This window comes from Leuconostoc rapi (assembly GCF_016908715.1).
GTDB lineage: Bacteria > Bacillota > Bacilli > Lactobacillales > Lactobacillaceae > Leuconostoc > Leuconostoc rapi.
In genome coordinates this window covers 79035-92542 of the sequence record NZ_JAFBEK010000005.1, presented here as the reverse complement: position 1 = coordinate 92542, position 13508 = coordinate 79035, and the positions used below count along the sequence as shown (strand labels likewise).

The window sequence follows — 13508 nt, the reverse complement described above, 5'->3', positions numbered from 1 at the left end:
AAATCTTATGTTTTTTTGAAAAAGACTGCCCGATAGGGCAACAACACTGCCCCATAGTACAATGATTCTTGTGACATAAGTTGATATATTAGACATATACCAATTTTAAGGAGAAACATTAATGGGCAAGTTACTTGCAAAATTAGGTGCATGGATTGACGGTCATGCAAAAATAACAATATTTGGGTTCATTATAACAGTCATTATTTCTGTTGTTGCGGCGTTAAGTATGGGAATTAACTTTGATAGTGCTGGTATGTCGATTCAAGGATCGCAATCAGAAAAAGCGAACAAGTTGATGGAAAAAGAATTTCCTAATACGAAGCAAGATGGTGGACAAATACAAATTGTATTGCATTCTAATAATGGTGAAGCATTGACTACGGCTGAGAATCAAAAAGCCATGAATGATATGTTTCAAGATGTGAAAAAAAATAAACATGTCAAAATGGTTGTTGTACCACAAATGTTACAAAGTTTTAGTAAAAATAACATGACAGCTACTGCTAGAGTAATGTATAAACAAAAAGGAGAGGCTGTCTCTCCTAAAACTATCAAAGAATTAGAAAAATCAATTAAAATAACGCGTGCTGAGAGTATCCAAACTGAATTAACATCTCACGATGTGACAATTTCAGGTATGGATAATGGCGAAAAAGCAGAAATAGTTGGTTTAGCAATTGCGTTTGTCATTCTCGCAATCACATTCGCATCATTAATTGTGGCAGGTATTCCAATTGTATCGGCTATTCTTGGACTGATTGCAGGTATGATGTTGGTGTTGATTTCAACAAACTTTCTTTCTGTTGCAACATTTTCAATGTCATTGGTTGGTATGATGGGTTTGGCTGTTGGTATTGATTATGCCTTATTCTTGATTTCCCGATATCGTCAGGAGTTACAAAACAAAAATAAAAAAGAGGCCTTGATGACAGCAATGTCAACCGCTGGAACGTCAGTTATTTTTGCAGGGGTTACGGTCATCGTGGCACTACTAGGCATGACAGTTCTTGGAATCGATATGTTATCTGTTATGGGAATTACGGCCGCCATGTCGATATTGACAGCCATTTTAACATCATTAACATTTGTTCCAGCTATGCTTGTGGTGTTGGGCGATCGTGTGACAGGAAAACGACCTAACCGCGCTCTCTATCTATTGAGTTCGTTGCGCGTAAAAGGTGGTTGGGGTAAAGTAGTCACTAAGCATAAATTTGTCTTGACTGTTGTAACAGTCGCTATTTTGGCTGTTGCAGCAACACCTTTTGCTCATATTAATCTTGGATTACCTAACGATTCAGTTAAATCAGAAAAATTGACTGAAAGACGTGCCTATGATTTATTAACTGAAGGTTATGGGCAAGGTAGTCAGGCAACACTTGTTGTGTTAGCTAAAACTGATAGCCAACAAGAGATAAAAAAAGTTACCGAAAATATTAATGATTTAAGTAATGTTGTATCAGTTTCACGAGCAACACCAAGCAAAGATAAAGATTATCAGATGATTACTATACAGCCTGGTACAGATTCTAATGCAGTAAAGACCAAAAAACTAGTCCAAAATATTCGTCATTTGCATCAGAAAAATGATCTACCTGAGATATTTGTCACTGGCGCAACAGCAATCAATATTGATATGTCGGATGCTTTGATGAAAGCTTTACCTAAGTTTGCTATTCTAATTGTGCTCTTTGCCTTCATCCTTCTAACTGTTGTCTTCAGATCATTATTAATACCTGTTGTGGCAGTTGCTGGATTTATATTATCATTAGGCGCAACCTTAGGGACTATTGTATTTATTGCACAAGATGGCCATTTTATAGATTTCTTTGGTATACCGGCAAAAGGTGCAATACTTAACTTTTTACCCGTACTAGTAATTGGTATTATGTTTGGTCTCGCAATGGATTATGAAGTATTTTTGGTCAGTCGCATTCGAGAAGAATACATGAAATCACATAATACTAAACAAGCAGTGATAGCAGGTATGAAAGATAGTGGCCCAGCAGTTATAGCGGCGGCACTCATCATGATGGTTGTGTTCTCAGGATTTATATTTGCTAGTGATGCTATTGTTAAATCTATGGGGCTTGTATTAACGTCAGGAATTTTGTTTGATGCGATACTTGTAAGACTCATTTTAGTACCTGCAACAATATCTCTATTTGGCGAAGCGAGTTGGTATCTGCCAAAGTGGTTAGATAAAATATTGCCAAATATTAAAATTGATTAATTGAAAAAAATCTAAGCTATAATAAAATAAGCTTAGATTTTTTTGCCATAGAGGAAATAAATATGAAGACTGACATTAAAGCAGAAATACGAAATCATTCTTTAATACTTTATAGATGGCCAATGATTTTTTGGAGTCTCATGATGTATTTTTTATCTTTTTATTTAAGAACTGAACAGAGTACATTGAGTAATGTCAACTCGGCAATGTTTTTTACCGTGTTCTTTATACAGGCACTTGTAAATTTTAACAATATTAAATTTATAAACTTCAATAAATCAGTTTATATTTTACTCCAAATCATCATTATTATTGGTGCAGGTATGCTGATTTCTCCAGGAGAAATTATTTTGTATCTGAGTATGTTACCGGTACTTAGTATACAAATCATGTCTTTATTTGATATAAGGTTAAAAACCTTACTATTGCTATTAGCACCAGCACAAATAATTGTTATTGTCATTCAAATGATCAATAGTGGATTCTTTTTAGCTTTAATGGCTGCAGAAGCATCTTTATTTTTGAATGTTGTATTTTTCTATGCTTGGCACTTTTATCATCAGCAAGTCAGTCAAATGGTTAAAACAGAACATATTCTTCAAGAACTACAGATTACTTATACTGAAGTTAAAGAAATTTCACAACAAAATGAACGAAATCGTATCGGTCGTGATTTGCATGATACGTTGATGCAAGGTTTGGCTGGTGTTACTATGCAATTAGAAGGCATTAAAGCATTATTGGCCAATGGCAAAATTGATCGGGTAATGACAGAAATTGATAAAACAATTGATTTATCGCGAACTTCTTTAGTCGATGCCAGAACAACAGTTTATGAAATGCGTCAAACCAAAACAAAAGATGTGGATTTGTATAATAGGCTAGATAAATTAACAAAAGTGTTTTATGAAAATTATGGGTTAAGTGTGAATATAAAAGTTAGTGCTAACATGACATTACCACAGGCAACATTAGACGAAATATTAAGAATTATTTCAGAAGCATTAACTAATGTTGTTAAACATTCAAAAACAGATGTTGCTATTGTTAAAATTAGTCTGGATGATTTTCTTAATATTGACATCATCGATTATGGTGTTGGGTTTAATGTACGTGCAGGTGAGAGCAAAAAGAATCATTTTGGTTTGAATTCGATTTATGAAAGAGTGGAAAAGTTGAAAGGAAAGGTCTATATTGATAGTCATGTCAGTGAAGGGACTAGAATTCAAGTAAAAATCCCACAAAAATTAAGGTGGCAAAATGACTAAAAAGATTATGGTAGTTGATAATCATTTTATTATTCGGGAAGGGTTAAAGTTAATTTTCGAAAGTATTGATGATTTTGATGTCATTTATGAGGCAAATGACGGTCAAGAAGCGATTAATATGCTAAAAAATAAAAAACCGGATTTAATATTGTTGGATATTATAATGGAAAATATTGATGGGTTTGGCGTTATGACTTATGTGAATCAATATTGTCCAGAAATTCCGGTTGTCGTTTTAACGACAGTAGACACTGGTGAAAATATCAAAAAAATGTTATCACTGGGTGCTAAAGGATATTTATTAAAGGATGCTAGCACTGCGGTGATTTCTAATACAGTCATCAATGCTATCCAAGGAAATACAATCTTACAAAATAAAATTACAGAAATAATTTCAAATGATGAGCTATATGAAACGCAAAACAATGAAAATATATTCAATTTGAATCCTACGGAAGTTGAAATACTTAGTGCAATTAGCCAGGGTTCCAAAATTAAAGACATCGCCCTCAAGTTACATTTGTCTGAAAGAACTATCAAAAATTACTTGACTGTAGTTTATGATAAAATGAATGTATCCAGTGGTGTCGAAGCGATTGCATTAGCAGTGAGAAATCATATCATTTAACTGGTATGATGTGTCATTTATGGATTTAAGAATTGTTATCATATATATGTGCATTGTAACAAAAGTAATAATCAAACGAAAAAGCCAATTACCACATCAGGTAATTGGCTTTTTTGCGCGATTCATGACGCATTCAGTTTCTTCTGTTGGCCTGTTATAAGTTAACTCGGCTTGATGATACCAGAATTATTTTTTTGAAAAGCGACAATCACCAAATGAAGTGCGATTGCAACGATTCCAATCATCAGGAGTTGTAGCCATAAGGTTTGTGTGCCGTTACCACCATATAAAATATTAAAATCAGATTGAATCGCGTAGAAACTAGGCGAGATGTAGCTCATTAGCTTAAAGAAATCTGGCAATATACGTTGTGGTATCATACCAGCGCCTGAAATAACCTGTATAAGCATAAATGGCATGTTAACCATGATACCAAGTTGTCCTAAAATTAAGGAAAAAATGAGGTTAACGTTTAATGCGCTAAATAATTCAATACTATGTGTTAGCCATAGCTGCCAATAGGTACTGGTATTAAAGTTCAACATGTATTTACCCAAGCCCACGATGATTAATGGTGCGAGAAGTGATAAGAGGCCAATTGTTATTTCAGTGTATAGATAGGCACGCCAGCGACCGATTAATGGTGCAAATGACTTATAACTTGTGACAATCAACATCGCAGCAATCATGGAACCAATATAGAATGATAAGGTTAGAAAAAATGGTGCCATGCTGTGATGCATGCCTAAGGGAACAGGATTGATTTTAATAATACTGTCTTTATATGAGTTAGCTATCTTGCCATAAGTACTGTTAATCTGATCAACAGTCTCAGCTTTTGTTGTGTTTGCTTGTTTTAATATTTTTTCTTGTTGGTCAGGATTAGCTGTAACAGCCTCTGTGACTTCTTTGTGTAGTTGATTGAGTTCAGCGGCAGCTAAAATACCTTGACCCTGCTTTAACAAAACACTTTTTTGAATTTGACTACCCAATGCTTTTGAGGCAGTTTCCATAGTTGTTGTCACAGTTGTTGGATTAGAGTAGTTAATATAAAATTTGAGACTAGCGGTACTATTGTGCGTGACATCTTTAATGTTATTGTTGAAATGTTCAGGCACATTAATAATGAGATAAACTTTGCGATCTCTTAATTGCGCTTTTGCTTCACTTAGCGTTAGATTGGTTTTGATATGTTTGAATGGTAACTTATCTTTCATTTGAGTCGTCAATGGTCGACTATCAGAATCTTGATTAACAATAGCAACGGGAAGTTGGTCCACTTTATTGGGAATTGCTTGATAACCAGAAAAGTAAACACCCACCATGAGTAGACCATAAAACAATATAATAATCAAAGATCCGATGACACCTTTGCTTTGTAAAAATTTTTTAAAAGACATGTTATTTCTCCTTTTATTTTGCTGACAAAAGCTTAACACTTTTCACAAGTGCATGCAAGTGAATGCTTGCATTTATAAAAATGTATGAGAGCAACTGTCATTGGTACAATATTATGTTAATATAACTACAAAGAGGTGTTGCTATGTCTAAAGAAAATGAAGATAAGAACTATGAATTGATTTTAAATGCCTTTGTGTCTTTACTCATTCAGGTGGGTTATCAGGCGACAACAATTAATAAAATAGCTGAGGCTGCTCATGTTAATCCGAGCACAGTCTTTAGAAAATTCAAAGATAAAGAAGGTCTTTTAGATGTTGTGATTGATAGGCACTTGCAAGATTTATCAACAATATTCGATGATTTTTCAGTTACAGGAAATATCGAAAATGACTTGGTAACGATGTCTAAAATATATCAAGAATTTCAATTGAGACACCAAGAAATCGTCGTGGTGGGTTTTCAGGAATCATTCAAAAGACCGGACATTGCGAAAGCTGTTGAAGATATACCGATTCAATTTAAAACAATTTTATTGGCCTACTTTGATGAGATGAAGCGTCAACAAAAAATAGCAGCTACAATTGATACGGAAGCTGCTACGATGAATTTTGTCTGGTTAAATTTTGGCTATTTTATATCCGGTATTCGGTTTAGCAATCCTAACTTGTTGGTGACACCAAACGAATTTTACAATAAGCAAATTCGTTTTTTTGCTAGGAGTTTGCAGTGATATTAAGATGTCTATGTGTCAAGAGCAGCTTGCCTATGGAAATATCATATGATATTTCCATAGTTGAAAAGTATATATTTTCACAAATTAATTGACAAGCGTCAGTCATTCATGATTTAATTATATTTAAGAAGCATATTAAATATAATTTCAAAGGGAAGTACATGAATAAAGGAATGACAGTATTAGCTAGCGTAGCAGTTGTAACTGGGATTATTGCAACAACAGTTACTAACTTCTATAAGACCGCATACTAATAAACTATCGGACGCTAGATACAGTGCTTTAAATGCTAAACCTTTAAAGCAGGCTGATAACAATGTTATGCTTGAAAATGGTAATTCAAAGCATAACAATGATGAGATCAAGGTGATTAAAACAGCGACCACTGTTCAATCACCAATAGATAAAGAGTTTAATGAGGTTGCAGATTCTGTTGATACAACAGCCACGTCTGAATCGTTAGACGGTGTTAAAGTTACAACAGCAGTTAACAATGATGACCAATCAATTGCTGGAGTTAAGGTTGTTGATTCAGAAAATGATCAGACAGTTTCTATTGTTAATAATGATGGCAAGCTAATAGTTACTAAAATAATGCTAGAATCTAATTCAGGTCTCTATAAGACAGAGTCAAGTACATTTAATGTAAATACTAGTAATATTGGCGTTGAAAATGTTAGTACTGGTTGGAGATACACGAATTTGGCTGTAGGGACTAGAGCATTTGGGTACAGTGTTGATACAGCTGTCGTGGGACTTGGGACAGCCGCAGTAGCCGCTGCACTGCCAGCTGCCGCAGCAACTGCTCTCGGTGTCTCAACTGCGGCTATGAGAAGCATCGTTAGTACGACAACTGGTTTTGGATTTGGGTATCTTGCCACGGTTAAAAGTCCTGGAACTTATCTTGCTTCAAAACTTGACACAAATCATAATGGTTGGATTGGCATTTATCAACGTACAGTCAATAATAGAAATGTGCCAAACTATTATAAAACTAATTGATTGAGGTGATCCTTTTATGAAAAAAGAATTATTGCAAGTCCTTATACCTATTTTCGTGTTAATGTATCCACTCCGTCTATTATTTGACAAGCTACCGAGGTTAATGTGGTTGTGGACTATTTTGTATTTTGTAATTGGAATAACTAGTATTATTGTAATTAAAAAAATACAAAAGAAATAATTCATTTTTTAGCTCATTAACCTATGAAAATATTGGTTATAAGCATGGCAAAAAGCGCTTGAAGTCAGTTGAGTGCTTTTTTATTATGAGCCTAATTCAGTTATCAAAAAATGAGCTAACTGAAGAATAATGAATGAATCAGTCTAATCTTTTATGCACGTTATCGCAATGATTTGAAATGAACAGTTATAATATGTACAATAGAACATGTAAATAATTGCGGTAAAACCGCGTAATTAGGAGGAAACGTGCTTAATTTTGTTTGAGTAAGCACGTCATAAAACATGACTGAAGAAATTCGTGTTCGTTATGCACCATCACCAACGGGCCACTTACATATTGGAAATGCACGTACAGCAATTTTTAACTGGCTTTTTGCGCGTCATTATAACGGCAAATTCATTATCCGTATTGAAGATACCGATACAGCACGTAACATTGCTGACGGTGAAAAATCACAACTGGACAACCTAGCTTGGCTTGGTTTGGACTGGGATGAATCACCAGCAAACCCTGGTGAATATGGGCCATATCGTCAGTCAGAACGCAACGAACAAGGTGTTTATCAACCCTTTATTGACGAGCTGTTAGCCAAAGGGCTTGCCTATAAGTCATATAAGACAACGGATCAAATTGCCGCTGAGCGTGAAGCACAACAAGCAGCAAAGCAAGCACCACACTATGTTTATGAGTATGAAGGTCTAACGAATGACGAACGTGAGGCTAAGTATGCTGAATTTGAGGCGCAAGGCTTAAAACCAGTTGTGCGTTTCCGTGTACCTGAAGAAAAAGTTTATGCTTGGGATGATATTGTTAAAGGGCATATTGAAATTGGTGCTAAAGAAGTAGGTGGCGATTGGGTTATTCAAAAAGCTGATGGGATGCCAACCTATAACTTTGCCGTCGTGGTAGATGACCATTTGATGAAAATCTCTCATGTACTACGTGGTGATGATCATGTATCAAACACACCAAAGCAAATCATGATTTTTGAGGCACTGGGTTGGCATGTGCCAAAGTTTGGGCACATGGCGTTAATTATTAACGGTGAAACAGGTAAAAAGTTATCAAAACGTGATGAAAATCTGTTACAATTCGTCGAACAATATCATGAATTGGGCTACCAACCACAAGCCATGGTAAACTTTATTGGTTTGCTTGGTTGGTCACCAAAGGGTGAGGACGAAATTTTCTCGCTTGAAGCGTTTAAAGAAATGTTTGACGAGACACGTTTATCGAAGGCAAATGCTAAATTTGATCAAAAGAAGTTGGAATGGATCAACAACCAGTGGATGCGCCGTGATTTAGATCACGTGATGCCACAATTAATTCAAGAATTAGTCAACGCTGACTTTGTTTCCGCAAGTGATGCAGAAACTAAAAAGGAATGGCTTGCTGAGGTGATCAAGGTTGCGGGTGTGGAAGGTATTTCTTATACGCGCGAAGTTGTTGAATTGGTGCGTCGACCATTCTTTGAATTAGGAAATATCACTGATGAAATGGTTGATTATTTGACATCAGAGGATGGACGTAAAGTCTTTTCCGCATGGGAATCAGCTTATACAGCACTACCAGAATCAGCAATTGCAGAAGATTATATGACGACCATTCGCTCAATTCAAAATAATCTTGAGATCAAGGGTCGCAATCTATGGAATCCTATTCGTATCGCGACAACACATGAAATTCAAGGACCAAACTTACCAGAGATGCTAGTTGTATTGGATAAAGCACAAGTCTTACAAACAATGTCTGACGTTAAGGCTAAATACTTAGTTTAATGTCGTAAAAGTATCATTTGTTTTTTCGCGTGTACAGGCGATTGACAGATGATTTTTTTTGAGTAGTAAATAAACACTTTTGAGGTGATTTGCCATACAATAGAATTAGATAATCATGTTCAAAACAGACAAGAAAGTGTGAAAAAATGTATGCGATTGAAATGAATAATTATGGGGATGTGGGTGTTTTAGTTGAAACAAAAACAGCGCCTAAACCAGAAATCAAGCCAAATCAATTACTAGTTAAGCAGCATGCGACGGCAATTGATCCCTACGATGTCAAATTCAGACAGGGGTTAATGGGTAGTGATCGTGAAGTGCCTTTAATTCCAGGCTCTTCTGTTGCTGGGGAAGTGGTCGCGCTGGGAGCAGAGGTTACTGGTTTTTCGATAGGTGATCGTGTCGCTGCTTCGCCTCATTTGAAAAGTTATGCGGAATATGTTGCGTTGGGTCGTTCATCTGTGGCTAAGATACCAGAAAATGTGAGTTATCCACAGGCTGCCGCTGTGGTATTGGGCGCGCAAACCGGCTATCAAGTTGTAACGAAAGATCTAGATATTAAGCCAGAGGAGTCTGTTCTGATACTAGGTGGATCTGGATCGGTTGGTTTAACAGCGCTACAAGTTGCAAAGTTACGCGGTGCAAGTGATATCTATACTACTGCTATCGGTGCTGGTGTTGCGTTCCTTAAGTCCTTTGATGACACGATTCATGTTATTGATTCACATGCGCAACCGTTGACGACTACTATACCAGATGGTGTCGATGCGATTTTAGATCCTATTGGTGGGGCGAGTCTTACTGAATCTCTAGGCGTTTTGAAACCATCCGGTCGATTAGTATCAATTGCTGGTAACGCTGATGATGCGCGCGTCACTAATACGTATTTGAGTTCAAATGGCGCACAACTAGAGGCACTACTTAAATTGATATCAGATGCTAAAATTAAAGTAGTCATTGCTGAAGTTGCGCCATTCAATGTTGAAAACTTGAAAAAATTTCAGGCATTAAAACATGTCTTAGGCAAGCTTGTGTTAACTTTTGAATGATTGTCAAACTACGTGTCATGACACGTAGTTTTATTTTAGACACTAAAGTGATAGTTATCACGTTTTCGTGCGAGAATACATTTAAATCTGTTTAAAATCTTTACAATTATTATAAAAACGAGTACAATATATTTGTAAAATAATTCACATAAAAAAAGATAAAAAGAGGTATGATGATGAAAGCAGCAGTTGTACGTGAAACACCCGATGGTTATGTTGATTTAATTGACAATTGGCAACCAAGAACGCTAACTTTTGGTGAAGCGCTCGTAGATGTTGAATATGTTGGTTTATGCCACACGGATTTGCATGTTGCTGGGGCAGATTTTGGCAACCCTAATAAATTAGGGCAACGTAATGGCGATTTTCGCCGCGTAATTGGGCATGAAGGCGTTGGCCGTGTGTCTAAATTAGCTGAAGGCGCTGGTGATTATTTAAAGATTGGTGATCGTGTGTCGATCGCTTGGTTTTATGATGCTTGTGGCGTTTGTGATTACTGTGTATCAGGAAATGAAACATTCTGTCGCAATGTGCGTAATTCTGGTTATACGGTTGATGGTGCCATGTCACAACAAGCAGTTGTGAATGCTAAGTACGCAGTGAAAGTACCAGAAGGTTTAGATCCACTTGAAGCCACATCAATTACATGTGCTGGTGTCACAATGTATAAGTCACTTAAAGTTGGTGAAACTAAGCCTGGGCAATGGGTTTCAGTCCATGGTGCCGGAGGACTAGGTAACTTGGCTGTGCAATATGCGCATAATGTATTTGGTGCCCATGTTGCTGTTATTGATGGTAATGATGATAAACTTGCAGCGGCACATGCCAATGGTGCAGAAGTCTTGATTAATCGTAAGAAGGTCGATGATGTTGCTGCTGAAGTACAAAAAGCTACTGGTGGGGTGCACAATGCTCAGGTAACAGCTGTTAATGCAGCGGCTTTCAACCAAGCTGTTAATTCACTACGACCAATGGGAAAGTTAGTCGCCGTTGCTTTGCCAGAAGGTGATATGGCATTAAACATCGCTAAAACGGTCTTAGATGGTATTGAAGTGCGTGGTTCATTGGTAGGTACACGTGCTGATTTGAAGGAAGCTTTCCAATTTGGCGCCGAAGGAAAGGTTAAGCCAATTGTTGAAAAAGTTGATTTCAAGGATATGAACGACGTTATTGATGAAATGAAAGCTGGTAGTATTACTGGTCGTAAAGTATTTGACTTTACAACACTTTAAATTGATTTAACGCTTAGAATCATTGTTCTAAGCGTTTTTGTATGACGTCATAATTGAAGTGATTCATCCACCAATCCTCAGTTTGTGATTATGGTGATTGCCGGTGGCTTGTGTTAGAATTGGGTAACAAATATATTGGAGGAAATGCACCTGTAGCTGATGACGTGAGCGTTATTAGAATGAGGGCACTGATAAATGATGGCATATTTTACGCAACAACTTTTTAACGGGCAAAGAGACCGTATTCTACGCGTGGTTGATTCAGCTGATGAATCACAAGCAACTGCAGGGTTTATCCATATTTTTGATGAACGGCGCCCCTTTGATTTTGATTATGCGCTGGAATTGACCGATGGTCATATCACGCAGGCAGATTTTGACAAAGAAGGTGAGGCAAATAATACATTCAGTGTTAATTTCATGCCAATCACAGATGACGATGATGAGGTTCCTGAGGAAGTATTTGAGGAATGGGCGGCGCTCATTGGGCGTGATTATGCTTTGATGCCTCATGTTCATATCAATATGTACCAACAAGCATTGAAGCAGGCAATTGAAGAAATCGAGAAAGACACTTTTGAAGAAAGATTGCTCGAATTAGTTACCCGTATTTTGGGGTCTTCAGTTGCTGGTTTTGAAGAGAAATCGTTAACATTATTCCCAAGTTACCTTGTTCAAGAACAGCAAGACACACCAGCACCTCAAGGTCCTTCAACCCAAATTATCTTACCAGACTGACTAATTAAAAAGGATTGACACGTAATCAATTTTGTATTAATATAGTGTTATGTTAATAAATCAATGAAGCGAAGAGTAAGTATAACGCGTCGAAATAGCGAGTCGGAATAGTGCAAGCCGGTACGATGCAATATATTGAAGATGAACGTGGATGAGGCAAATGGTGAAAGCTATTTGCTCGGTGGGCGCCGTTATAGACCAAGAGTATTTAAATCAAATCAGTGTTGTTTGGTTTGAATTAAAATTGGGTGGTACCACGTTTTACGTCCCTGTTAATCATTATGATTAACAGGGACTTTTTTGTTAACATAACATTCGAAAGGAGATATGTTCCGATATAGAAGCAATGTACATTTATGTGATATATATGCTACCTTAGCGAGAACATACCGATAATATGACAAATAAACACCTCGTTTTACAAACAGACTTTGGTTTGCAAGATGGTGCAGTAAGCTCAATGCGTGGCGTGGCCTATAGTGTTGCCGATGATATTGTGGTAAGTGATTTGACACACGGTATCACACCATTCAATATTTTTGAAGGCTCATTTCGCCTTTTGCAAACAGTCCATTACTGGGCGCCAGGGACGGTATTTGTCTCTGTTGTTGACCCAGGCGTGGGTTCAAAGCGCTTGTCCATTATTGCCAAAACAACGGCAGGACACTACATTGTCACACCGGATAATGGTACATTGTCACATTTATTAGCACACGATTTGATTGAAAGTGCTAGAGTAATTGATGAAGATACACAAAGATTACCAGGATCTGAAAAGTCTTCTACTTTCCATGGTCGTGATATTTACGCCTTCAATGGTGCAAAACTTGCGAGCGGTGCAACGCACTATGAGGATTACGGAGAAGAATTAACACCAGATGAATTGGTACAATTGCCAATCCGTCCTGGTAAGTATCAGCAAACAGATGATGGTAAGGCACAATTAGTGGGACATATTGACATCACGGATGTTAACTTTGGATCATTGTGGTCAAATATTTTGGTTAGTGAGTTTGAGAAACTTAATGTAACCTACGGGGATAAATTACGTGTTCAAATCAAACATCTTGATCAAATACTGTTTGATGATAATCTACCCTACATGCATACATTTACTGATGTTAACCCTGGTGAACCGCTAATATATATTAATTCTGTTTACACTGTAGCCTTTGGTGTACACACAGGTAATTTTGAACAAATGTATCACGTCGGTGCCGGTCAAGAGTGGTCAGTTGTGATAACAAAAGAACAGTAAACAA

Annotated in this window: 11 protein-coding genes; 10 read left to right on the top strand and 1 reads right to left on the bottom strand. The window is 36.8% G+C overall.

Annotated features, from left to right (window positions below):
• Positions 1-121 precede the first annotated feature (121 nt).
• The 3 genes from JOD28_RS06290 (at position 122) to JOD28_RS06280 (ending at position 4129) form a co-directional block, all read left to right on the top strand.
• A complete protein-coding gene (locus JOD28_RS06290) occupies positions 122-2233 on the top strand; it encodes an MMPL family transporter (protein ID WP_204769980.1) in 2112 nt (703 codons plus the stop codon).
• A 140-nt stretch (positions 2234-2373) separates the two neighbouring features.
• On the top strand, positions 2374-3501 hold the full coding sequence (locus JOD28_RS06285) for a sensor histidine kinase (protein ID WP_239531127.1): 1128 nt from the start codon (positions 2374-2376) through the stop codon (positions 3499-3501).
• On the top strand, positions 3494-4129 hold the full coding sequence (locus JOD28_RS06280; protein WP_204769978.1) for a response regulator: 636 nt from the start codon (positions 3494-3496) through the stop codon (positions 4127-4129). Before JOD28_RS06285 ends, JOD28_RS06280 begins: the two co-directional genes overlap by 8 nt.
• Positions 4130-4290: 161 nt before the next feature.
• Here the strand turns inward: JOD28_RS06280 and JOD28_RS06275 are convergent, their stop codons facing one another.
• A complete protein-coding gene (locus JOD28_RS06275) occupies positions 4291-5529 on the bottom strand; it encodes a YhgE/Pip domain-containing protein (RefSeq protein WP_204769977.1) in 1239 nt (412 codons plus the stop codon).
• Positions 5530-5672: 143 nt separating this feature from the next.
• On the opposite strand from JOD28_RS06275, the gene JOD28_RS06270 reads away from it, so the two are divergent.
• From JOD28_RS06270 to JOD28_RS06240, 7 genes are all read left to right on the top strand, one after another.
• On the top strand, positions 5673-6260 hold the full coding sequence (locus JOD28_RS06270) for a TetR/AcrR family transcriptional regulator (protein ID WP_204769976.1): 588 nt from the start codon (positions 5673-5675) through the stop codon (positions 6258-6260).
• Positions 6261-6584: 324 nt separating this feature from the next.
• Complete coding sequence (locus JOD28_RS06265; RefSeq protein WP_204769975.1) at positions 6585-7265, top strand: hypothetical protein; 681 nt, start codon at positions 6585-6587, stop codon at positions 7263-7265.
• 465 nt (positions 7266-7730) lie between these two features.
• The gene (gene gltX, locus JOD28_RS06260) at positions 7731-9227 is read left to right on the top strand and encodes a glutamate--tRNA ligase (RefSeq protein WP_204769974.1); all 1497 of its coding nucleotides are present in this window, start codon (positions 7731-7733) and stop codon (positions 9225-9227) included.
• 146 nt (positions 9228-9373) lie between these two features.
• On the top strand, positions 9374-10276 hold the full coding sequence (locus tag JOD28_RS06255) for an NADP-dependent oxidoreductase (RefSeq protein ID WP_204769973.1): 903 nt from the start codon (positions 9374-9376) through the stop codon (positions 10274-10276).
• 176 nt (positions 10277-10452) lie between these two features.
• Positions 10453-11508, top strand: coding sequence for an alcohol dehydrogenase AdhP (gene adhP, locus JOD28_RS06250; protein ID WP_204770016.1), 1056 nt, complete (start codon positions 10453-10455; stop codon positions 11506-11508).
• A 198-nt stretch (positions 11509-11706) separates the two neighbouring features.
• Positions 11707-12246 (top strand): hypothetical protein, encoded by a 540-nt coding sequence (locus JOD28_RS06245; protein ID WP_204770015.1) that lies wholly within the window; start codon positions 11707-11709, stop codon positions 12244-12246.
• Positions 12247-12643: 397 nt separating this feature from the next.
• Positions 12644-13504: an SAM hydrolase/SAM-dependent halogenase family protein gene (locus tag JOD28_RS06240; RefSeq protein WP_204769972.1), complete on the top strand. Its 861-nt coding sequence runs from the start codon at positions 12644-12646 to the stop codon at positions 13502-13504.
• Positions 13505-13508 lie beyond the last annotated feature (4 nt).